Source organism: Mycobacterium sp. DL, assembly GCF_039729195.1.
Taxonomy (GTDB): domain Bacteria; phylum Actinomycetota; class Actinomycetes; order Mycobacteriales; family Mycobacteriaceae; genus Mycobacterium; species Mycobacterium hippocampi_A.
This window is the reverse complement of sequence record NZ_CP155796.1, coordinates 3,331,109-3,353,811: the sequence shown is the minus strand read 5'-3', so window position 1 is coordinate 3,353,811 and position 22,703 is coordinate 3,331,109. Positions and strand designations below refer to the sequence as shown.

The following is a 22,703-nucleotide window of genomic DNA, read 5'->3' as shown; positions in this document are numbered from 1 at the left end:
ACAGATCCACTTTTTGCACAGGAAGTACGAGTGAGGGTGTGCAAAAGGTGGATCCGTCAGGCAGATCAGGCCGTCGCGAGTCGGGGGGCCCCGGTGACGCCGATCAATCCTGCGGGTACCGGCGGGGCGTGAACACCCGGTCGGGGCCGCCGTCGCCGGCGGAGTGCCACTGTGTCTGCGAGGAACCCACGATGAGCAGACACCGCATGTCGACGTCACGCTGATCCAGGTCGGCGAGTCGGACAACGGTGACCGATTCGTTCGGTCCCGAGACGTCCCTGCCGATGACCACCGGTGTGCCGGGTTCGCGGTGTTCGAGCAGGAGATCGCGCATCGCGCCGACCTGCCAGGTCCGGGTCTTGGATGCGGGGTTGTAGATGGCGAGCACCATGTCGGCTGCGGCCGCCGCGCTCAATCGGGCAGCGATCACCTCCCACGGCTTGAGGCGGTCCGAGAGCGAGATGACGGCGTAGTCGTGGCCCAGTGGAGCGCCGACGCGGCTTGCCACCGCCTGGGCGGCGGTCATCGCCGGGATCACCCGCACGCTGACACCGGGCCACTGTTTGGCCTCCTCGAGGACAGCGGTGGCCATTGCGAAGATCCCCGGATCACCCGAAGACACGACCGCAACCGTGCGCCCCTGTTCGGCCAGCGTGCATGCCAGGCGTGCCCGTGCGGGTTCATCGGTGTTGTCGCTGGGATGCCTTCGCTGTTCCTCGCGCGCCCCCACACGATCGAGGTACGGGCCGTAGCCGATCAGGTCGGTGGCCGCGGCCAACTCGCGCCGACTCTGCGGGGTCATCCAGTCGAGGTCGCCGGGGCCCAACCCCACCACCGCGACGCTCCCGGTGGTCGCCGGAACCCGTTGCCGGCCGGCAAGCATCGCAATCGCGAAGTAGGGCACCGACGCGTCATCCACATCGGCAGCGGGGAGCACCCGTTGCCGGGGTGTGCTCGCGCGCTCGACGTAGAACGTTTCGTCCAGCCGTCCGGATGCTGAAAGCGCCTTGCGCACAGCCGGATACGAGCGTCCCAGCTTCATGATGATCGCGGCGTCGGTGTCGGCCAGCCGGCGTTCGAGTTCGTCGGCCGGCAGCGTCCCGGGGAGAATGGTGAGGACCTGTTCGCCCTGGACCAACGGTGTGGCCACCGCAGCCGAGGCCGCGCTGACCGACGTCACGCCGGGCACGATCACGGCGTCGAAGCGATGGGTGAGCCGGGTGTGCATGTGCATGTACGAGCTGTAGAACAGCGGATCACCCTCCGCCAGCAGGGCCACATCGCGGCCGGCCGTCAGGTGTGCGGCGATGCGCTCGGCGGCTTCGCGGTAGAAATCCTCCATCGCGCCCGCATATCCGCCGGGATGATCCGAGGTCTCGGTGGTCACCGGGTAGACGAGGTGCTCCTCGATCTGCCCGTCACGCAGGTACGGCTCGGCGATCGACCGTGCGATGCTGCGTCCGTGGCGTGCGCTGTGGTAGGCGACGACGTCGGCGGATCCGATGATCCGGGCCGCCTTCACCGTGACCAGCTCGGGGTCGCCCGGCCCGAGCCCGACACCCCAGAGCGTTCCTCTCTGATCGCTCATTCAGCTTCGGCCGCAATCGAATTGACGGCCGCCGCTGCCATCGCACTTCCGCCTCGCCGGCCGGTGACGACGAGATAGGACATGCCGCGGGGGGAGTCGATCAACTCCTGCTTGGACTGCGCCGAGCCGACGAATCCGACGGGTCCGCCGAGCACCGCCGCCGGAACAGGGGCGCCCTCGTCGATGAGTTCGAGCAGCCGGAACAACGCGGTGGGGGCGTTTCCGATCGCGAGCACCGCGCCGTCGAGGCGATCGACCCACAGGTCCACCCCGGCCGCTGACCGGGTGCTCCCCAGGCGGGTGGCCAACTCCGGCGCCCTGGGATCGGCGACCAGGGACACCACCTCGTTGTCGGCGGGCAGTCGCGAACGGGTGATGCCGGCGGCCACCATCGACGAGTCGCACAGGATCGGCGCACCCCCGGCCAGGGCGGCGTGCGTCCGCGTGACGACATCATCGGTGAAGGCGACGTGGTCGGCCACATCGACCTGACCGCAGGTGTGGATCAACCGCACGACCACGCGGGACACGCCGTCGGGGAATCTGGAGAGGTCGGTTTCGTCGCGGATCATCGCGAACGATTGCCGGTAGATCTCCGCAGCGTCGCGGATGTAGTCGAGCACTCGATCACCCTACGGGTGGGTATTGGGGCGAGCGAAGCGACGGGGGATCTGCGATGCGCGGCCGGTAGCCGTCTCCGGTCGCGACGAGCACCTCGCCGTGCCCCGGACTGCCGCAGGCCCGCTCGCAGCCGACGAAGTGCCGGTGACCGGTGACCGGATCGCCGGCGGCCGCCGCGGCATCGGCGCGGACGTCTGCCGCGGAGCGCTCGCAGCCCGGGCTTCCGGTGCAGGCCGACAACAGCAGCCAGGGAGAGTTGTCGTCGAAGATCAACCCTCGGGGGGCCAGCACACGAAGCGCGACGTCGGCGATGTCGGGGTCGAGGTCGAAGAGCAGGATCGACCGCCACGGGGTGATGGACATCGTGGTGTCGACCGCTGCCAGGAAGCGCGCCGTCTCGGCGTCGAGCACCCCGAGGGGGACGGCGGCTCCCAGTGTCACCGGGCCGTCGGTCTGCTCGATCCAGCCGACGGGCGGCCGGGTGTGCGCGGGCCACGTCGTGCCCGGGGTCGCCGTCGGCGTCAGCGATCCGAGCAACAGCAGTGGATCATCGAGTTCAGCCGTCCGCCAGGCTTTTCCGCGGATATCGAGGAACCGGTTCGCGATCGCCAACAGGGTGGCGACGACGTCGGCGAGATCGAGGCGGACTCCGGTGTCGCGTCCGGCCAGCAGGAGAGCCGCGGAGTTCTCATCCAGGGCATGGATACCTGCGTCGGCCCCCAGACCGGAGATGTCGCCTCGTCCGTCGTCGATTCCGAACAGGAACCGGCCCGGCAACTGCGCGATCCGGTGATCGTGCTGCAACGCCGAGTCCAGGGCGACGACGATCCCGCGTACGTCGCACACCCCTCCGCTGCGGCCCGACAGTGGCGAGGCGACGATGTTGCGCACCCGCTCATGGGTGGGGGAGGGCAGCAACCCCGCGGAGGCCAGGAGGCCGGCGACGGAATCGGTGTCACGCACCCCGCGGATCTGCAGATTGCCGCGCGAGGTCAACTCCAGCGTCGACGATCCGAAATCAGTGGCGGCCAGCGCCACCGACTCCAGTTGCGCGGCGGTGATCATTCCGCCCGGCAACCGGATACGGGCCAACTCGCCGTCCGCGGCGCGGTGCGTCTGCAGTGCGCCCGGGCAGGCGTCGACCTCCCGTGCCCTCTCCACGGGTTTCACGCTACCCGGCCGGCGCGTGTGCCATGGGCGAGCTCTCAGCCCGCGAGCCGCTCGGGATCGACGACGGTGGAGTAGTGGGACGCATCGCCGGCCACCACCCGGCTGAGTTGACCGTCGACGGAGGTCGGGATGTCCCCGGCGAGCGTCACCCGGCTGAGGCGGCGGAAGTGGTCGTCGTAGTCGGCCACCGCATAGTGCTGGGTGGCCCTGTTGTCCCAGATCGCGAGATCGCCGAGCTCCCAGTTCCAGCGAATCGTGTTCTCGAGTCGTGTTATCCGTGACTGGAACAGTTGGAAGAGGGCGGTCGACTCGGCCTGGCCGAGCCCGACGAACTGCTTGACGAAGTGGCCGAGAAGCAGCACGCGTCTGCCCGTCTCGGGATGAACCCGCACCACGGGATGCTCGGTTTCATAGTGGTCGGAGACGAACTCCTCGCGGTATTGGCGTTCGGTGTCGGCCGGCTGATGCAGCCGGGTGTCGACGTCGGCCGCGTAGTCGTAGGCATTGGTGTGGATCGCCCACAGCTTCTCCGCGAGAGCCCGCAGCGGGACGGGCAGCCGATCGTAGGCTGCCTCCGTGGAGGCCCAGGTGGTGGTGCCACCGTAGGGCGGCAGTGTGACGGCGCGCAGCAGAGACGCTTTGGGGATGCGATCGACGAACGTGACGTCGGTGTGCCAGCTGTTGGCCTTGTCATAACGCGAGTCGATCGGCAGCACCCTGACCCCGCGTGACGTCACCGTGGGGTGCGCGCGCGTCGGTGTGCCCAGGGTGCGGGCGAAAACCAACTGCGATTCGTCGTCGAGCGAATGCTGGCCGCGGAAGAAGATCACCTTGTGCTCGAGCAGCGCGGCGTTGATCAGGGCCGCGGTGTCGGCGTGCACCCCGTCGGCGATGTCGACCCCGTCGATGCGTGCGCCGATGACGGCGCCGAGCTTGACCACCCGTACTGATGACATTGGTTCCTCCTGCGAGCCCTTCGGATGGTCACTGTGGCTCGTTTCCGCGATGCCGCCCACCTTTGAACTCAACACGATTGGAACCGACGCCGAGATCTGCTGGTCGCCGGAGTGCGCTTGGAGTACCGTATTCGCAGTTCAAGGGTGGTCAGATCATGGCATCACAGAACGGCGGGCGCACCTCGACACAGCGCCCCATCAGCGTCGCCATCATCGGAGCGGGCATGTCCGGCCTGTGCATGGCGGCGAAGTTGCAGGACGCGGGCATCAACGATTTCACGATCTTCGAGGCGGCCGATGAGGTCGGTGGCACCTGGCGCGACAACACCTATCCCGGTCTGACGTGCGACATCCCGTCGCGGTACTACAGCTACTCGTTCCGGCCCAACCCCGAGTGGTCCCACATGCTGCCGCCGGGGCCGGAGATTCAACAGTACTTCCGGCAGGTTGCCACCGAGCGCGGCATCAGGAGCCGTATTCGATTCGGCACCGACGTGACCGAGGCCGCCTACCGGGACGGCGGATGGGTCGTGACCACGCCCGCGGGCGTCGAATCGTTTGATGTGCTGGTCACCGCGACAGGTGTGCTGCGGATACCCCGGTATCCCGACATCGAGGGCCTTGCCACATTCGAGGGGCCGATGTTCCACACCTCGCGCTGGGATCACTCGGTGTCGCTGCCCGACAAGCGGATCGGGGTCATCGGGACCGGCTCGACGGGTGTGCAGATCACCGCCGAACTCGGCGGCAATGTCAACGAACTCAAGGTCTTCCAGCGCACCGCGCAGTGGATCTGCCCGTGGCCGAACCTCTCGGTCTCGGCGGGGACGAAGGCTGCGCTGCGCCGCTGGCCGCTGCTCAACAGCTTCGGTTACTGGTTCTGGGGCAACTTCGTACGGCTGCTGTTCGGGGTGGCGCCCATCCGTCCCGGATGGCAGCGGTGGCTCTACCAGACGCAGTGCCGATGGAACCTGCGACTTTCGGTCCGCAACCGGACGCTGCGGGCCAAGCTGACTCCGCAGGACCAGCCGATGTGCAAACGGATGATCTTCGCGGGGCACTACTATCGTGCGGTTCAGAAGCCGGGGGTCGACATCGTCACCGACGCGATCGCCCGTGTCGAAGCAGGCGGTGTCGTCACCGTCGACGGCACGCTGCACGAACTCGACCTGTTGGTGTTGGCGACGGGGTTCGACGCGCACGCCTACGTGCGGCCGCTGACGATCACCGGCGAGGGCGGCCTGACCCTCGACGAGGCATGGGCCGACGGCCCGACCGCGTACCGATCCGTTGCGGTACCGGGCTTTCCGAACATGTTCATGCTCATGGGTCCCCATTCGCCCGTCGGCAACAACTCGCTCATCCAGATCGCCGAGGACCAGGCCGCCTACGTGATGTGGTGGATCGAGCAGCTGCGGACACGTCGCATCGTCTCTGCGGCGCCTACCGAGACGGCGACAAAGACGTACAACGAGGACATGAAAGCCGCCATGCCGCAGACGGTCTGGATGACCGGGTGCAGCAGTTGGTATCTGGGCAAGGACGGACTGCCCGAATTGTTCCCGTGGACGCCGCAGCGCTACACCGAGCTGATGCGCTCACCGCGGGTCTCCGATTTCGACGTCCACACGGCACGATTGTGACGAGGGTCACATCGTGGCGTGATCCGTCTCGTCACGCACACCGCGATCTTTTTCATCGTTACCGGCGGTACCGTCCTGCTTACTGAACCCGTGTCAAACAACGGGATGAGTGAAAGGAACGGCGATGTTCGCACTCTTGGTTTTCTCGGCCGTCATCTTCCTGCTCGTGGCGGCGATCGGCATGCCCTACCGGCAGACGTGGTACGGCCGCTGGCACGGCTGAGTTCCACGCCGCTCCAGCAGGTGGGGCGGGATAGGTTCCGGCCAGGCTTTGCCAGGTGAGGTGAGTTCCACAGGACTCCATGCGGTACGAATGGAGCGTGGCCGAATCCCCGAGTTCCCCGACCATCCTGCTGCTGTCGACCTCGGACACCGACCTCATCGCGGCCAGGGCCAGCGGGGCCGCCTACCGCTGGGCCAACCCGTCGCGGCTGGTGGACGGTGAGTTGGCCGAACTGCTCGACGGTGTGCAGGCCGTGGTGGTCCGGATTCTCGGTGGGTACCGCGCCTGGGAGGACGGCATCGATCAGGTGGCCGCGGCGGGCATCCCTGCCGTGGTCATCAGTGGCGAGCAGGCCCCCGACGCCGATCTGATGAGTCACTCGACGGTGCCGGCCGGTGTCGCGCTGGAGACGCACGTCTACTTCGCGCAGGGCGGTGTCGAGAACCTGGCGAACCTTCACGCCTTCCTCTCCGACACGGTGCTCATGACCGGCTTCGGGTTCGAGCCGCCGGTCGACATCCCCACGTGGGGCGTGCTGGACTGCCCGGCCGGCTACGAAGCCAGCGGCGACGGCCCGACGATCGCGGTGCTCTTCTACCGTGCGCAGCAGTTGGCCGGCAACACCGAGTACATCGGATCGCTGTGCCATGCGATACATGCGGCGGGCGGTCGTCCTCTGGCGATCTACTGCGCTTCGCTGCGCAACCCGGAATCGGAACTGCTCGAACTGCTCGGCACCGCGGACGCCTTGATCACGACGGTCTTGGCGGCCGGCGGCGCGATCCCGGCCACGGTGGGTGCCGGTGGCATCGACGACCAGTGGAACGTCGCGCATCTGGCGGCGCTCGACGTGCCCATCCTGCAGGGGCTGTGCCTGACGTCTTCGCGGAAGCAGTGGATCGACAACGACGACGGGATGAGCCCGCTCGACGTCGCGACGCAGGTCGCGGTCCCGGAGTTCGACGGCCGCATCGTGACGGTTCCGTTCTCGTTCAAGGAGATCGACGAGGACGGCCTGATCTCCTACGTACCCGACCCGGAGCGCTGCGCGCGGGTCGCCGGGCTCGCCGTGCGGCACGCCAGGCTGCGCCGGATCGCGTCCGCCGACAAGCGGGTGGCGCTGGTGTTCTCCGCGTACCCCACCAAGCACGCGCGGATCGGCAACGCCGTCGGATTGGACACCCCCGCAAGTGCTGTCGCACTGCTGCGGGCCATGCGGGAGTCCGGCTACGACATCGGTGAGGTGCCCGGCGTCGAAGCCGAAGATGGCGATGCGCTGGTCCATGCGTTGATCGAACGCGGCGGCCAGGATCAGAACTGGCTGACCGAGGGTCAACTGGTGGGCAATCCGATTCGATTGTCCGCCAAGGACTATCGCGAGTGGTTCGCGACGCTGCCGACCGAACTGACCGACGCCATGGTCGAACACTGGGGGCCGCCACCGGGTGAGCTGTTCGTCGACCGCAGCCGGGACCCCGACGGTGAGATCGTCATCGCGGCAATGATGTCCGGCAACGTGGTGATCCTCGTGCAACCCCCGCGCGGCTTCGGCGAGAACCCGGTCGCGATCTACCACGATCCGGATCTGCCGCCCAGTCACCACTATCTCGCCGCATATCGATGGCTGGACAAGGGTTTCGGCGCCGACGCCGTCGTCCACCTCGGTAAGCACGGCAACCTCGAGTGGCTGCCGGGCAAGACGCTGGGCATGTCCGCGGCCTGCGGATCCGATGCCGCCCTGGGCGACCTGCCGCTGATCTATCCCTTCCTTGTCAATGACCCCGGTGAGGGCACGCAGGCCAAACGCCGCGCGCATGCCGTCCTGGTGGACCATCTCATCCCGCCGATGGCACGCGCCGAGAGTTACGGCGACATCGCCCGGCTCGAACAGCTGCTCGACGAGCACTCGAACATCTCCACGCTGGACCCGGCCAAGCTGCCCGCGATCCGCCAGCAGATCTGGACGCTGATGCGAGCGGCGAAGATGGATCACGACCTCGGGCTGGAGGACCGCCCCGACGAGGACGTCTTCGACGACATGCTGCTGCACGTCGACGGCTGGCTGTGCGAGATCAAGGACGTGCAGATCCGCGACGGCCTGCACGTGCTGGGCCAGGCGCCGGACGGTGCTGTCGAACTCGATCTGGTGCTGGCGATGCTGCGGGCCCGCCAGCTGTTCGGTGGCGAGCAGTCGGTACCCGGCCTTCGCCAGGCGTTGGGCCTCGCCGAGGACGGCTCGGACACCCGTGGCGCAGTCGACGTCGCCGAAGAGCAGGCTCGCGGTCTGGTGGGCGCCCTGCAGGAGTCCGGTTGGGATGCCTCGGCCGTCGGGCGGATCACCGACAACACCGACGTCGCGGCAGTGCTTCGCTTCGCGGCCGAGGAAGTCGTGCCACGCCTGCGGGGGACCGAGGGTGAGATCACTCAGATCCTGCGGGCACTCGACGGCCGATTCATCGAGGCGGGGCCGTCCGGCTCACCGCTGCGCGGTCTGGTCAACGTGCTGCCGACCGGGCGCAACTTCTACTCCGTCGACCCCAAAGCGGTGCCGTCGCGACTGGCGTGGGAAACGGGTGTGGCGCTGGCGGATTCGCTGCTGGAGCGGTACCACGCCGATCACGGGCAGTGGCCCCAGTCGGTCGGACTCTCGGTGTGGGGCACCTCGGCCATGCGCACGTCGGGCGACGACATCGCGGAAGTCCTTGCACTACTGGGGGTCCGGCCGGTGTGGGATGAGGCCTCACGTCGTGTCGTCGACCTCGAGGCCATGTCCCTGACCGAGCTCGGCCGGCCACGCATCGACGTCACCGTCCGCATCTCGGGTTTCTTCCGCGATGCGTTCCCGCACGTCGTCACGATGCTCGACGACGCGGTTGCCCTGGTTGCGGGTCTCGACGAGACGGCCGACCAGAACTACGTGCGCGCCCACAGCGAAGTCGACCTGGCCGAACACGGCGACCGCCGGCGCGCCACCACCCGGATCTTCGGCTCCAAACCCGGTACCTACGGCGCCGGGTTGCTGCAGCTGATGGACAGCCGCAACTGGCGCGATGACGCCGACCTCGCGCAGGTGTACACCGCCTGGGGCGGGTTCGCCTACGGCCGCGGACTGGACGGCGCCCCGGCCACCGACGACATGAACAGGGCCTACCGTCGAATCGCCGTGGCTGCCAAGAACACCGACACCCGCGAGCACGACATCGCCGACTCCGACGACTACTTCCAGTACCACGGCGGCATGATCGCCACCGTGCGGGCGCTCACCGGCAAGGACCCGGTCGCCTACATCGGCGACAACACCCGGCCCGAGTCGGTGCGCACCCGGACGCTGTCGGAGGAGACCACGCGGGTCTTCCGGGCCCGCGTCGTCAACCCGCGTTGGATGAACGCGATGCGCAGACACGGCTACAAGGGCGCATTCGAGATGGCGGCGACCGTCGACTATCTGTTCGGGTACGACGCCACCGCAGGGGTGATGGCCGACTGGATGTACGAGCGACTCGCCGGCGAATACGTCCTCGACGACGAGAACCGCAAGTTCATGGCCGAATCCAACCCATGGGCACTGCACGGAATGGCCGAGCGCCTGCTGGAAGCCGCCGGACGGGGAATGTGGGCCGAGCCGGAAGCGGCGACCCTCGACGGGCTGCGCCAGGTGCTGCTGGAGACCGAGGGCGACCTCGAAGGCTGACGGGAGATGGGTTCGGCGGGTAGGAGCGGAGCGACTCGGGGAGATGGGTTCGGCGGGTAGGAGCGGAGCGACTCGGGGAGATAAGTTGGGCGGATGCCCGTGACCTTCTCCGACGTAGCCGGATCCGAGTACATCCTGCTGACCACCTTCACCAAGGATGGCCGGCCGAAGCCGACGGCGATCTGGGCCGTCGGCGACGGCGACCGTCTGACCGCGATCACCCAGGAGAAGTCCTGGAAGGTCAAGCGCATCCGCAACACCCCGCGGGTGACCATCGCCGAGTGCGACCGCGGCGGCAAGCCCAAGGGCGAGGCGGTCGAGGCCACCGCTGCGATCCTCGACAAGTCGGTCAACGGCGCCACCTACGACGCCATCGGCAAGCGCTACGGCCTGCTCGGCAAGACCTTCAACCTCTTCTCGAAACTGCGTGGCGGGATGGACAAGAACGTCACGATCGAACTGAAGCCGGTGAACTGACCCATGGCGCCTCAGTTCAAGGACGTCTACGGCGAGAAGTACCTGCTGCTGACCACGTTCACCAAGGACGGCCGGCCCAAGCCGACGGCGGTGTGGGGGGTACCCGAGGGGGACAAGCTGCTGATCATCACCGATGACGGCTCATGGAAGACCAAGCGGATCAACAACACTCCGCGGGTCACCATCCAGAAGTGCGGCGTGCTCGGCAAGGTGAAGGGCGAGCCGGTCGAGGCGGAGGCGCGGATGCTGCCCAAATCCGAGACCCGGCGGGTGTTCGATCTGATCATCAAGAGGTACTGGAACCACGCGTGGTACTTCATCCCGCAGGCGCTTCTGCGCGGCGGGATCGACAAGGTGCACGCCGCGATCGAAGTGCAGGCCCCCGGTGTCCCGCCGAGTGCGTAGGAACCTGCGGGCGCTCCCGGGCGTTGGCAGAGCATGGCGATGAGGCTGTTTCTGATCTACGCGGTCATCGAGCTGGCCGTCCTGGTGGCGCTGGCGTCGACGATCGGCTTCGGCTGGACTGTGCTGCTGGTGGCGGGCACGTTCGTGGTCGGTCTCGCCCTGGCGGGGTCCCAGGTGCGGCGCCACATCCAGCGGCTGCAGTCCGGCGGGCTGACCGCCGCCAACGCCCAGGGAGCTGTCACCGACAGCGCGCTCGTCGCGCTCGGCACGGTGCTTGTCGTGGTTCCGGGCGTGGCCAGCTCGGTTCTCGGTGCCCTGCTGCTGCTGCCGCCGACCAGGGCGGCCGCGCGGCCACTGGTCACCGCCCTGGCCGCTCGACGCGCACCGTTGATCGTCGGTGTCGGCACCGTGGGTAGCGCCGCGGCGGGCGCTCGGTCACACCGTCCGACCCAGCCGGGGCGTGGCGACTACATCGACGGGGAGGTCATCGACGTCAGCGACGTGACCGACGTCGAAGCGCCCCGCCGACTGCCGGAGTGACGACCACCACCACCCTCCTGCTCAACGGGCATGTGCACAGTCCCGTCATGCCCGACGCGACAGCGATGGCCGTACGCGACGGCGTCGTCGCCTGGCTGGGCAGCGACGACGTCGGTCGCGCGCAGTTCCCCGACGCTGCGGTGACCGACCTGGGCGGCGCATTCGTCGCCCCGGCCTTCGTGGACAGCCACGTGCACACCACCGCGACCGGCCTGACGCTGACCGGAGTCGACCTGCGCCAGGCGACGTCGTTGCGGCACTGTCTCGACCTGCTCGGCGGGTACGCGCGGTCTCATCCCGACGGCGTGATCTGGGCACACGGCTGGGATGAATCGCAGTGGCCGGAACGCGCCGCGCCGAGCACCGCCGACGTGGACACCGCGGTCGGCGACCGGCCCGCGTACCTGTCCCGGGTCGACGTGCACTCGGCGGCCGCGTCGACGGCGCTGCGACGGGCCGCCGGTGTCGGCGACTCGACACCGCTCAAGGCGGACGCGCACCACCTGGTGCGTCGGGCAGCCCGCGACGGGCTCACCGGAGATCAGCGCACCGCTGCCCGGCGAGCAGCGCTCGACGCCGCCGCGGCCGTCGGCATCGTGGCTGTCCACGAGTGCGCGGGCCCGGAGATCGGGGGCCTCGACGACTGGCACGAACTGCGCGCTTTCGGCCACGGTGTCGAGATCGTCGGCTACTGGGGTGAACAGGTCAGCACCGCCGAGCAGGCACGTGAGCTGATCGGGACGACCAACGCCATCGGGCTCGCGGGCGACCTCTTCGTCGACGGCGCGCTCGGTTCGCGCACCGCGTGGTTGCACGAGCCCTACACCGACGCCGGGGACTGTTGCCCGGCGCCCAACGGCAACTGCTATCTGGACGGCGACGCGCTCGTCGCGCACCTCTCGGCCTGTACCGAAGCCGGCATCACCGCCGGGTTCCACGTGATCGGCGACGCGGCCGTCTCGGCCGTCGTCGCAGCGTTGGAGGCCGTCGTCGAGCGATTCGGTCGGGCCGCAGTGGCGCGGGCGGGCCACCGTCTCGAGCACCTCGAGATGGTCACCGACGAGCAGGCGACCAAGCTCGGCAGCTGGGGCGTGATCGCCAGCATGCAGCCGGGCTTCGATGCGCTGTGGGGCGGCGAAGCCGGAATGTACGCCCAGCGACTCGGCGTCGAGCGGGCCCGGCGGTTGAACCCGTTCGCGCTGTTAGCATCCCAAGGCGTGCCACTCGCCTTCGGCTCCGACAGCCCGGTGACCGTCCTGAACCCATGGGCCGCGATCCGTGCGGCGACGACCCATCACACCCCCGGAAGCGCCATCTCCGCGCGGGCCGCGTTTGCGGCGGCGACCCGCGGCGCGTGGCGGGCCGGGGGGATCCGCGACGGGGTGATGGGCACGTTGGTACCCGGCGCCCCGGCCTCCTACGCGATCTGGGACGCCGACGATTTTGATGTCAGCGCACCCGCCGACGCGGTGCAGCGGTGGTCCACCGATCCGCGCTCGCGGGTGCCGGTGCTCCCACGTCTCGACGAACGTCTACCGCGATGCCGGCAGACGGTGCATCGGGGCTCGGTCATTCATGGCTGACGTCGACGAAGTCCACACCGTCGATCCCGCGTCCGAACCGATGTCGCGGAGCAGACGTTTCGGTCACGCTCTGGTGGACCGCTTGCCCGCGCTGAGCGTCACGATCGCCGCGGGACTGGCGCTGTGTGTCAGTTTCCCGCCGTTCGGCTGGTGGTACCTAGCGATCCTGGCGTTCGCGCTGTTGGCGTGGGTGTTGACCCGGCCGTCGACCACGGCTGCCGGCGGCTTCGGGTACGGACTGCTGTTCGGCCTGGCCTTCTACCTGCCGTTGCTGCCGTGGATCAGCGGCCTGGTCGGAGCCCTGCCCTGGGTCATGCTCAGCCTGGTTCAGGCCCTTTTCCCGGCCCTGTTCGGACTGTTCGCTGTGCTGGTCCGGAAGGTGCCCGGCTGGCCGCTGTGGTTCGCGGGGCTGTGGTCGGCCCAGGAATGGCTCAAGTCGACGATCCCTTTCGGCGGGTTCCCGTGGGGCGTGGTCGGGTTCTCCCAGACCGAGAGCCCGGTGCTTCCGCTGGCGTATGTCGGCGGTGCGCCGCTGGTGTCGTTCGCGGTGGTGCTCCTCGGCTTCAGCGTGGCGGCGATGACGCTGGAGGTCATCCGCTGGTGGCGAAGTGACGGCGCGGACCGCGCCGCCGCGCCGCCCGCGGTCGTGATCCCCGGGTTGTGCATCAGCCTGGTGCTTTTGGCGACCGCACTTGCGTGGCCCCACGTCCGCACGTCCGGCGCAGGCGCGGGCGACGACCCGCCCGTCACGATTGCCGCGGTTCAGGGCAACGTGCCGCGCCTCGGCCTGGAGTTCAACGCCCAGCGCCGTGCGGTCCTCGACAACCACGTCCGCGAAACGCTGCGGCTCGCCGACGACGTCCGCGCGGGCAGAGCGCCGCGACCGATGCTGGTGATCTGGCCGGAGAACTCCTCGGACATCGATCCGCTGGCCAACCCGGACGCCAGGGCGCAGATCTCGACCGCCGCGGCCGCGATCGACGCGCCCATCCTGGTCGGGGGCGTCGTCGCGGCTCCCGGCTACTCGCGGGACAACCCGGTGTCGACGAACTCGGTCATCGTGTGGAACCCGGCGACGGGTCCCGCGGCCCGCCACGACAAGCAGATCGTCCAACCGTTCGGTGAGTATCTGCCGTGGCGCAGCTTCTTCAGCCTCCTGTCGCCGTACGCCGAACGTGCGGGCTACTTCATCCCGGGCGAGGGCACCGGTGTCGTTCAGGCCGCCGGTGTACCCGTCGGGGTGACCACGTGCTGGGAGGTCATCTTCGACCGGGCAGCTCGGGAGTCGGTACGCAACGGCGCCCAGGTGCTCGCGGTGCCCACCAACAACGCGACCTTCGACCAGGCGATGAGCGAGCAGCACCTGGCATTCAGCCGGCTGCGCGCCGTCGAGCACAACCGGTACGCCGTCGTCGCCGGAACCGTCGGTATCAGCGCCGTCATCGCGCCCGACGGTCGCGAGCTGGCCCGCACCGGGTTCTTCGAACCGGCCTACCTCGACCAGCAGATCCGGTTGAAGACCTCGCTGACACCGGCCACCCGCTTCGGCCCGATCGTGGAGGCGGTGCTGATCGCCATCGGCGTTGCGGGAGTTCTCGGCGCGATATTGCACAATGGATCGTTCGTGCCCGCAAGAATGAGGGGTCGGCGTTCGACGACCGATGACGGTGAAGGAGCCACATGAGCGTCCCCGGTGGCATTCCCGGTGACTCTGCCGACCAGTCGGGAGACGATCCGGCCCCGCGCCCCAGCCGGCGCACACTGGTCATCATCCCCACCTACAACGAGCGGCAGAATCTGCCACTGATCGTCGCGCGGGTGATCAGCGCTGCGCCCGACGTCCACGTCCTCATCGTCGACGACGGCAGCCCGGACGGAACGGGGGAACTCGCCGACGAACTCGCCCTTGCCGACCCGGATCGGGTTCATGTCATGCACCGCGAGTCCAAGGACGGTCTCGGCGCGGCTTACCTCGCCGGATTCGCGTGGGGCCTGAGCCGCCAGTACTCGGTGCTCGTCGAGATGGACGCCGACGGAAGCCACGCTCCCGAGGAGCTCTACCGGCTCCTCGACGAAATCGATGCGGGCGCCGACCTGGTGATCGGGTCGCGTTATGTCGACGGCGGCGAGGTGCGCAACTGGCCGCGGCGACGGCTCGTGCTGTCCCGGACCGCGAACGGCTACTCGCGGATCCTGCTCGGAGTCGACATCCATGACATCACCGCCGGCTACCGCGCGTACCGGCGCGAGGTCCTGGAGAAGATCGATCTCGCGGCCGTCGACTCGAAGGGCTACGGATTCCAGGTGGATCTGACGTGGCGCTCGATCAACGCGGGATTCACCGTCGTCGAGGTGCCGATCACCTTCACCGAACGTGAGCACGGCGTGTCCAAGATGGACGGCTCGACCATCAGGGAGGCGATCCTCAAGGTCGCCCAGTGGGGTATGCGGGCCCGGATCGACCGGGCCCGCGGGGCTGCCCGCTGATTCGCGGCGGCTGACTGCTCAGCTGCCCCGGCGACGGGTCTTGATGATGTCCATGCGCTCTTTGAGCAGTTCGTCGAGTTCCTCGACTGAGCGGCGCTCCAGCAGCATGTCCCAATGGGTGCGCGGCGGCTTGACCTTCTTCGGCTCAGGAACGTCCCCCTCGATCAGGGTTCCCTCCATACCGTTGCGGCACAGCCAGGTGCCGGGGATCTCGGCGTCGTCGGCGAACGGGACGTCGAACTCCTCGCCGTTGTCCGTGCGGTACCGGGCTACCTGACGCGGCGCCAAGTCGTGGTTGCGGTCCGTCTCGTAGCTCACAGCTCCGAGGCGACTGCCTCTCAAAACACGATCAGCCATCGTCAACTCCTCAATAAATACAATTCGTCCGGGCTTCGCCGGAGGCGAATGTGGACCGATGTTCAACGCAGAGGTCCCTCGTAGAGTTCCCGACGCGACCCCGAATGATACCGGGATCGGTGCAGCTCGCGGTTTACAGTCGGGCTCGTGACTTCTGTGACGGCTCAGGCGCCCCTCAGCACGACCCGCAGACGTCCCCAGAGCTGCCGGTGGTGCGGCCGGGAGGTCGCCGACAGCGGACTGGGTCGACGGCGGCAGTACTGCAGGCAGTCCTGTCGCCAGCGCGCCTACGAGCAGCGCGCCCAGATCAAAGGCACCTCGGTGCCCGCCGACTCGGTGGTGCTCACCGCAGAGGAAGCCGCCGAACTGTCCGATCGGGTGTATCAGGTGAGGTGCGCCGCCGAGGACATGGCGACCGCGATCGACGAGGGAGCCGACCGCGATGAACTGCTGCAGCTCTGCGGTGCGCTGATGCAGGTGGCCCGGGCGGCCGACGGCTGGCGGTAACGCGTTTCGGCGGTACGCTTAGCGCGATCTGTCCACCTGGCGATGGGGTGTCGGTGACCGTGTCCAGCGCTGCGTCATCCTCGTCCGCTGCACACCCGCGATCGTGGCGCTGGGACGACTTCGTGCTCGATACCGGTCGGTACGAGCTGCGCCGCGGCGACACGGTCATCCGGGTCGAACCCCAGGTTTTCGACGTGCTCACCCAGTTGTTGAGCAATCACGAGCGCTTCGTCAGCAAGGAAGAGTTGTTCGACGCCGTGTGGGGCGGCCGGTTCGTCGGCGAGGCAGCGCTGACCAGCCGCATCAAAGCGGTCCGGCGCGCGCTCGGCGACGACGGGGAGTCCCAGCGCTACATCCGCACGGTGCGGGGTCGCGGCTACCAGTTCGTCGGCACGTTGCAGATCGAGCCCGCGGAGGCGCCGTCTCCGGAACCCGAGCCTGAGCTTCCGCGCCAGCACATCGCCTTCTGCCGTGCCGGCGACGGGGTGCGCCTGGCCTACGCGGTGTCGGGGGAGGGGCCACCGCTGGTGCGGGCCGCGAACTGGATGACACACCTCGGTTACGACATCGAGAGTCCGGTGTGGCGGCACTGGGTTCGCGACATGTCGCGACGGCACAGATTCATCCGCTACGACGAGCGTGGCTGTGGCCTGTCCGACTGGGATGCGAAGGATTTCACGTTCGACGATTGGGTTGCCGACCTCGAATCGGTGGTCGAGGCACTCGGGGTGGAGCGATTCCCGCTGCTGGGGGTCTCCCAGGGCGGGGCCGTCGCCGTTGCCTACGCGGCGCGCCATCCGGAGCGGGTGACCCGGCTGGTGCTGTCCGGTGCCTACGCTCGGGGACGCGCTGTGCGGGCGTTGACCGACGACGAAAAGCGAGCTGCTGCACTTGATCTCGATCTCGCCCGGGTCGGCTGGGGGCGTGACGACCCGGCGTTCCGTCAGGTGTTCGCCGCCCAGTTCATCCCCGACGGCACCCGCGCGGACTGGGCCGCATTCGACCAGCTGCAGCGGCGCACCACCTCCCCGGAGAACGCGGTCCGATTCCTGGAAGAGTTCGCGCGCATCGACATTCGTGATCAGGCAGGCAGGGTTGCATGCCCGACGCTGATCCTGCATTCGCGCGACGACCATCGTGTTCCGATGCGCTACGGCGAGGAGTTGGCGGCCCTGATCCCGGACTCGCATCTGGTCGCGCTGTCGAGCAACAACCATCTGCTCACAGCCACCGAACCCGCCTGGCGGGTGTTCTGCGACGAAGTCGAGGCGTTCCTGGCCTGAGCCGACTGACGGTTCTCCACACAATCTCCACACAATCTCCATGCGCGACTCCCGGCACGCGTTCATGCTGCTCACATGAGAAAACACACACGCTCACTGCTGGTCGGCATCAGCGCGTTCGCCGCGTTGGGCACTCTGTCGGGCTGCTCGGGCGGCTCATCGACTGAAACCACGTCACCTGCCGAACCCGCGCCCGCGACCTCGACCGAGGCGCCGTTCCCGGCCTCGGCGCGCTACATGGCCGACATGACCTCCGCTGACGGCCGGACCATGACGATCGGCATCAGCGTGGACGGCGCCGAGATCGCCGCGTACGCCTGCAATGGAACCGACGACGAAGCCTGGTTCTTCGGCAATCAGACCGACGGCCGGGTCGACGTCAAGTCCCGATTCCGTGACAACCTCCAGGCTGAGTTCGACGGTACCGCGGTGACCGGTGAGGTCACGATGAACGAGGTCGAATACGACTTCACTGCCAACGCCGTATCCGGTCTGGCGGGCATGTACACCGCCGAGTCCGACGGTGTCCGGGCCTCCTGGGTCGTACGCCCCGACGGGTCGGCGACGGGGGTGCAGTTCGGCGGATTCACCCAGGGTGACCGAAACTTCGACCCGTTCAATCTGGATGAGTTCAGCGACTTCGATGTCCGCAACGACGTGCGCCCCAGACGCAACCTGACACCGGCGGGACCGATCGAGTTCCCCCAGGGCGGCGCACCGCAGTCGAGCATCAACGGCACGCCCGTGTCTCCGACGCTGGTGACCGGTACGTTCCGCTTGGGCTGAGGAGCGGGGGCGGTCTTCGCCTCATCCAGAGTCAAACGCTTCACCGGTCGGGTCGGGGGCCGTAGCGTCCCTCACTGTGACGAGCTCCGCCGACCTGGCCGCACCGCCGCCGCGACACCTCTCTGTGACGAGTGGCATTTGGGCGCACCAGAAATGGGGACTGATCCGGCTGGCGTCACCGTTTGTGATCCTGGCGCTGTGGCAGACCGGTAGTGCTTTCGGCCTCATCCCGCAGGACGTGCTGCCTGCACCGTCGCTCATCGCCGAAGCCGGAATCGAACTCATCAGGAACGGCCAGCTCGTTGATGCGCTCGCGGTGTCGGGGATCAGGGTTCTCGAGGGATTGTTGCTCGGAGGTGTGATCGGTGTCGCGCTGGGAACCGCGGTGGGCCTGTCGAAATGGTGCGAGGCCACGATCGATCCGCCGATGCAGATGGTGCGGGCGCTGCCGCACCTCGGGCTGATCCCGCTGTTCATCGTCTGGTTCGGTATCGGGGAGCTGCCCAAGGTCTTACTGGTTGCCCTCGGAGTCAGCTTCCCGCTCTATCTCAACACCTTCTCGGCGATCCGCCAGGTCGACCCCAAGCTCTTCGAAACCGCTCAGGTTCTGGGGTTCTCGTTCTGGCAGCGGTTCCGGTCGATCATCGTGCCCAGTGCGGCGCCGCAGGTGCTCGTAGGTGTCCGGCAGTCCCTGGCGATCGCGTGGCTGAGCCTGATCGTGGCCGAACAGATCAACGCGGACAAGGGGGTCGGCTACCTGATCATGAATGCGCGGGATTTTCTCCGCATCGACATCATCATCTTCGGGCTGATCATCTACGCGCTGTTGGGAATCGGCACCGACGCCGTCGTGCGCGCTCTCGAACAGCGGGCGTTGAGGTACCGCGCATGACCGTCGCCTCCGAACACCGTTCCGATTCAACGACGTTGGCCGCGGGTGAAATTGCGCAGCGTCAACAAGTGGTACGGCGAACGTCATGTTCTCGTCGACGTGTCTCTGAGGGTCGGACGCGGCGAGATCGTCGCGCTCATCGGGCGCAGTGGCTCCGGCAAGTCCACCGTGCTGCGCGTACTGGCGGGACTGTCCACCGATCACACCGGCGACCGGCACGTCGCGGGTGCGCCGGCGCTGGCCTTCCAGGAACCGCGACTGTTTCCCTGGCGCGACGTGCGCACCAACGTGGCCTTCGGACTGACCCGCAGTCGGCTACCGAAATCCGAAGCAGTGCCGCGCGCCGAACGGGCACTCGCAGCTGTCGGCCTGGGTGACCGAGCGGGCGCGTGGCCACTGACATTGTCCGGCGGTCAGGCGCAGCGGGTGTCGCTGGCTCGCGCACTGGTGGCCGAACCCGAGTTGCTGCTGCTCGACGAACCCTTCGGAGCGCTGGATGCGTTGACACGACTATCGATGCGAAAGCTGCTGCTCGACCTGTGGAGACAACACCATTGCGGCGTCCTGCTGGTAACCCACGATGTCGACGAAGCGGTCGGCCTGGCCGATCGGGTGCTGGTACTGGAGGGCGGCGAGGTCGTTCATACGCTCGACATCAACCATCCCAGGCGGCTCCCCGGTGACCCCGGCGCAGCCGCCGACCGAGCCGAGTTGCTCGACAAACTCGGCGTGCAGATCTGAGAAGCCATCCACAAAAAGGGGATAACCATGTCCAGAGTCGTCGCCGTCATCACGTTGGTGAGCCTGCTGCTCACCGGCTGTGTGTCACGCGAGGACGTCTCGGGTGCACGGGAGGCTCCCGAAACGGTTCCGTTGTCGGAGCTGGCCGACCTCACCCTGCAGGTCGGTGACCAGAAAGGCGGTACCGAATCACTGCTGCGCGCTGCCGGGGCTCTCGACGATCTGCCCTACCAGGTCGCCTTCTCGACGTTCACTTCCGGGCCGCCGCAGGTCGAGGCCGCCACCGCGGGCAAGATCGACTTCGCGATCACCGGCAACACGCCGCCGATCTTCGGAGCGGCCTCCAATGCCAGGATCAAGGTGGTCTCGGCATACGACGGTGGCGGCATCGGTGACCAGATCCTGGTGCTCGCCGATTCACCGATCACCTCCATCGATCAGCTCCGCGGCAAGAGCATTGCGGTCGGCAAGGGCAGCTCAGCGCACGGCCACGTCCTCGCGCAGCTCGACAACGCCGGCTTGACTCCCGAAGACGTGAAACTGGTGTTCCTTCAGCCCGCCGACGCGCTGGGCGCGTTCACCCAGCGCCAGGCCGACGCGTGGGCGATCTGGGACCCGTACACCGCACAGACCGCCGAGCAACTGCCCGTCCGCAGCATCGGCCAGGCCCGCGACGTCACCAACGGGTACTGGTTCGGCGTGGCCTCCGACCAGGCGCTGGCTGATCCGAAGCGCAACACCGCCCTGGCGGATCTGCTGGTGCGGTACGAAAAAGCTGCACGATGGGCCAGGGACAACCCCCGGCAGTGGGCCGAGAGCTACGCCAACGCCGTGGGACTGGACCTCGAGGTGGCGGAGGTGTCGCAGTCGCGGAGCGTGCGATTGCCCACCGAGCTCGACGACGAGGTCGTGGCCTCCGAGCAGGAGATCGCCGACCTGTTCGCCGAGTCAGGTCAGATCGCCTCTCCGGCACCAGAATTCGAAAACTGGGTTGATCGCCGATTCAACGAGACGCTGCGCCCTCTGCTGCTGTCCGACGATTAGGAGCAATGTGATGACCGCAAAATTCTTCTGGTTCCTTCCCACCAACGGCGACAGCCGTTCGATCGTCGGCGCGTCGCACGCGTCGTCGCATCACACGGTCCCGGCGAACTACCGCGCACCGACCCGCAGGTACCTGTCGGAGGTGGCACGCGCCGCGGACCGCCTGGGCTACGAGGGCGTCCTGACCCCGACCGGTACCTGGTGTGAGGACGCCTGGCTCACCGCGTCGGCGCTGCTCGCCGAGACAGAGCGGCTGAAATTCCTGGTCGCGTTCCGGCCGGGCCTGGTGCCCCCGACCCTGGCCGCACAGCAGGCCGCCACCCTGCAACGGTTTTCGGAAGGCAGGGTGCTCCTCAACATCGTCAGCGGCGGCGACGACCTCGAGCAGCGCAGGTTCGGAGACTGGGTCGGCCACGACGAGCGTTATGCACGCACCGGCGAGTTCCTGCACATCGTCAACTCGATCTGGCGTCAGGAAGCCGTGGACTTCAAAGGCCATTTCTACGATGTGGCCGACGCCCGGGTGTCCGCTGCACCGGATCCGTTGCCGCAGATCTACTTCGGCGGATCATCGGCGGCGGCGCTGCCGATCGCCGCCGAGTACGTCGACGTTTATCTCACGTGGGGTGAGCCGCCGCAAGCTGCGGCGGCCAAGATCGCCGAGGTCCGCCGGCTCGCCGAACAGCGCGGCCGTCAGGTGCGCTTCGGCATCAGGCTGCACACCATCAGCCGCGACACCTCCGAAGCGGCGTGGGCGGTGGCAGCCGACATGCTCTCCGAGCTCACCCCCGAACAGATCGCCAAGGCCACCGATCTGCACGCGCGCTCGGAATCCGAGGGACAGCGGCGCATGACCGCGCTGCACGGCGGCCGCATCGACAGCCTGGAGATCTACCCCAACCTCTGGGCGGGCGTCGGGCTGGTGCGTGGCGGCGCCGGCACCGCGCTCGTCGGGAGCCACGACGAGGTCGCCACCCTCATCGCGGAATACCACTCGGTGGGGTTCGACGAATTCATCCTGTCCGGCTACCCACATCTGGAGGAGGCGTACTGGTTCGCCGAAGGGGTGCTGCCCATCCTGAAGCGCAAAGGTCTCGCCTGACCGCTGCATCGGGTAAAAGGTGAGACGTGGACGAATGGTTCGAACGCAGCCCGGTCATCGGATTCATCCCCTGGATCGTCTACTGGGTCGTCGCCGACGGTCCCAGTACGTGGATGTTCGGCGCGATCTGCGCGGTGCTGGCGGCGTTGATCATGGGGGTGTCGGCGGGTTTCGGTGGTCTGCGACTTCTGGACATCGTCACCGTCGTGTTCTTCACCGGCGTGACCGTGGCCGGCATGGTCATCGGCGCGGCCGACCGCGACTGGATGGACACCCACGCGACGACGCTGTCCAGTGGGGTGCTGGCGATCATGGCCCTGGGATCGCTGGCGTTCGAGCCCTTCACTGCGCAGTATGCGCCGGAGTCCGCGCCGCGCCACGAATGGGAGCAGACCGCCTTCCGCCGCACCAACCAGGTGCTGACGCTGATGTGGGCGCTGGTGTTCGCGCTCATCGCGGTACTGGGGTTTGTCGCCGTCGCCTCGCCGTCGACGGTGCACTGGACCAAGGCCGTCATCCCGGTGGTGGTGATCATCGGCGCAGTCGGCATGACCCAGATCTATCCCGAACGGGCCAGGGACAAGGCTCGCACCGAAACACCGTGATC

Annotated in this window: 21 protein-coding genes; 16 read left to right on the top strand and 5 right to left on the bottom strand. The window is 67.8% G+C overall.

Annotation, left to right across the window (positions count from 1 at the left end; translation table 11 throughout):
• Nucleotides 1-103: 103 nt before the first annotated feature.
• From ABDC78_RS15975 to ABDC78_RS15960, 4 genes are read right to left on the bottom strand one after another with little or no spacing between them, the layout of a single operon-like run.
• The gene (locus tag ABDC78_RS15975; protein ID WP_178360163.1) at nt 104-1,588 is read right to left on the bottom strand and encodes a precorrin-2 C(20)-methyltransferase; all 1,485 of its coding nucleotides are present in this window, start codon (nt 1,586-1,588) and stop codon (nt 104-106) included.
• A complete protein-coding gene (locus ABDC78_RS15970) occupies nt 1,585-2,211 on the bottom strand; it encodes a precorrin-8X methylmutase (RefSeq protein ID WP_178360164.1) in 627 nt (208 codons plus the stop codon). The genes ABDC78_RS15975 and ABDC78_RS15970 overlap by 4 nt, the downstream gene beginning before the upstream one ends.
• Nucleotides 2,212-2,215: 4 nt before the next feature.
• Entirely contained in the window at nt 2,216-3,370 is a 1,155-nt protein-coding gene (gene cobG / locus ABDC78_RS15965; protein WP_178360165.1) for a precorrin-3B synthase, read from the bottom strand.
• Nucleotides 3,371-3,414: 44 nt separating this feature from the next.
• Nucleotides 3,415-4,335 carry a TauD/TfdA family dioxygenase gene (locus ABDC78_RS15960; protein ID WP_178360166.1) on the bottom strand — a complete coding sequence of 307 codons (921 nt, stop codon included), beginning with the start codon at nt 4,333-4,335 and terminating at the stop codon, nt 3,415-3,417.
• Between the two features lie 155 nt (nt 4,336-4,490).
• Here ABDC78_RS15960 and ABDC78_RS15955 point away from each other — a divergent pair, with 155 nt between their 5' ends.
• The 8 genes from ABDC78_RS15955 to ABDC78_RS15920 all read left to right on the top strand — a co-directional run bounded on the left by ABDC78_RS15955 (nt 4,491) and on the right by ABDC78_RS15920 (nt 15,384).
• A complete protein-coding gene (locus ABDC78_RS15955; protein WP_178360167.1) occupies nt 4,491-5,978 on the top strand; it encodes an NAD(P)/FAD-dependent oxidoreductase in 1,488 nt (495 codons plus the stop codon).
• A gap of 302 nt (nt 5,979-6,280) precedes the next feature.
• Entirely contained in the window at nt 6,281-9,892 is a 3,612-nt protein-coding gene (cobN, locus tag ABDC78_RS15950; protein WP_178360168.1) for a cobaltochelatase subunit CobN, read from the top strand.
• Between the two features lie 93 nt (nt 9,893-9,985).
• The gene (locus ABDC78_RS15945; protein WP_178360169.1) at nt 9,986-10,369 is read left to right on the top strand and encodes a PPOX class F420-dependent oxidoreductase; all 384 of its coding nucleotides are present in this window, start codon (nt 9,986-9,988) and stop codon (nt 10,367-10,369) included.
• Between the two features lie 3 nt (nt 10,370-10,372).
• Complete coding sequence (locus ABDC78_RS15940; protein WP_178360170.1) at nt 10,373-10,774, top strand: PPOX class F420-dependent oxidoreductase; 402 nt, start codon at nt 10,373-10,375, stop codon at nt 10,772-10,774.
• Nucleotides 10,775-10,807: 33 nt separating this feature from the next.
• Complete coding sequence (locus tag ABDC78_RS15935) at nt 10,808-11,314, top strand: FxsA family protein (protein ID WP_178360171.1); 507 nt, start codon at nt 10,808-10,810, stop codon at nt 11,312-11,314.
• A 47-nt stretch (nt 11,315-11,361) separates the two neighbouring features.
• Nucleotides 11,362-12,897: an amidohydrolase family protein gene (locus tag ABDC78_RS15930; RefSeq protein WP_178360318.1), complete on the top strand. Its 1,536-nt coding sequence runs from the start codon at nt 11,362-11,364 to the stop codon at nt 12,895-12,897.
• A gap of 40 nt (nt 12,898-12,937) precedes the next feature.
• The gene (gene lnt, locus ABDC78_RS15925) at nt 12,938-14,581 is read left to right on the top strand and encodes an apolipoprotein N-acyltransferase (protein ID WP_256736218.1); all 1,644 of its coding nucleotides are present in this window, start codon (nt 12,938-12,940) and stop codon (nt 14,579-14,581) included.
• Nucleotides 14,578-15,384 carry a polyprenol monophosphomannose synthase gene (locus ABDC78_RS15920; RefSeq protein ID WP_178360173.1) on the top strand — a complete coding sequence of 269 codons (807 nt, stop codon included), beginning with the start codon at nt 14,578-14,580 and terminating at the stop codon, nt 15,382-15,384. Before lnt ends, ABDC78_RS15920 begins: the two co-directional genes overlap by 4 nt.
• A gap of 18 nt (nt 15,385-15,402) precedes the next feature.
• Here ABDC78_RS15920 and ABDC78_RS15915 read toward each other — a convergent pair whose 3' ends face one another.
• Entirely contained in the window at nt 15,403-15,741 is a 339-nt protein-coding gene (locus ABDC78_RS15915; RefSeq protein ID WP_178360174.1) for an RNA polymerase-binding protein RbpA, read from the bottom strand.
• Nucleotides 15,742-15,897: 156 nt separating this feature from the next.
• Between ABDC78_RS15915 and ABDC78_RS15910 the strand changes: the two genes are divergently transcribed.
• The 8 genes from ABDC78_RS15910 to ABDC78_RS15875 all read left to right on the top strand — a co-directional run bounded on the left by ABDC78_RS15910 (nt 15,898) and on the right by ABDC78_RS15875 (nt 22,701).
• The gene (locus ABDC78_RS15910) at nt 15,898-16,248 is read left to right on the top strand and encodes a hypothetical protein (RefSeq protein WP_178360319.1); all 351 of its coding nucleotides are present in this window, start codon (nt 15,898-15,900) and stop codon (nt 16,246-16,248) included.
• Nucleotides 16,249-16,301: 53 nt separating this feature from the next.
• A complete protein-coding gene (locus ABDC78_RS15905; protein WP_178360175.1) occupies nt 16,302-17,531 on the top strand; it encodes an alpha/beta fold hydrolase in 1,230 nt (409 codons plus the stop codon).
• 75 nt (nt 17,532-17,606) lie between these two features.
• Nucleotides 17,607-18,317, top strand: a complete 711-nt coding sequence (locus ABDC78_RS15900) for a hypothetical protein (protein ID WP_178360176.1) — start codon at nt 17,607-17,609, stop codon at nt 18,315-18,317.
• 94 nt (nt 18,318-18,411) lie between these two features.
• The gene (locus ABDC78_RS15895; protein WP_218621065.1) at nt 18,412-19,209 is read left to right on the top strand and encodes an ABC transporter permease; all 798 of its coding nucleotides are present in this window, start codon (nt 18,412-18,414) and stop codon (nt 19,207-19,209) included.
• A gap of 45 nt (nt 19,210-19,254) precedes the next feature.
• The gene (locus ABDC78_RS15890) at nt 19,255-19,950 is read left to right on the top strand and encodes an ABC transporter ATP-binding protein (RefSeq protein ID WP_347133104.1); all 696 of its coding nucleotides are present in this window, start codon (nt 19,255-19,257) and stop codon (nt 19,948-19,950) included.
• 27 nt (nt 19,951-19,977) lie between these two features.
• Complete coding sequence (locus tag ABDC78_RS15885; protein WP_178360177.1) at nt 19,978-20,994, top strand: ABC transporter substrate-binding protein; 1,017 nt, start codon at nt 19,978-19,980, stop codon at nt 20,992-20,994.
• A 10-nt stretch (nt 20,995-21,004) separates the two neighbouring features.
• Nucleotides 21,005-22,096 (top strand): LLM class flavin-dependent oxidoreductase, encoded by a 1,092-nt coding sequence (locus ABDC78_RS15880; protein WP_178360178.1) that lies wholly within the window; start codon nt 21,005-21,007, stop codon nt 22,094-22,096.
• Between the two features lie 26 nt (nt 22,097-22,122).
• On the top strand, nt 22,123-22,701 hold the full coding sequence (locus tag ABDC78_RS15875) for a hypothetical protein (RefSeq protein ID WP_178360179.1): 579 nt from the start codon (nt 22,123-22,125) through the stop codon (nt 22,699-22,701).
• Nucleotides 22,702-22,703: the final 2 nt, after the last annotated feature.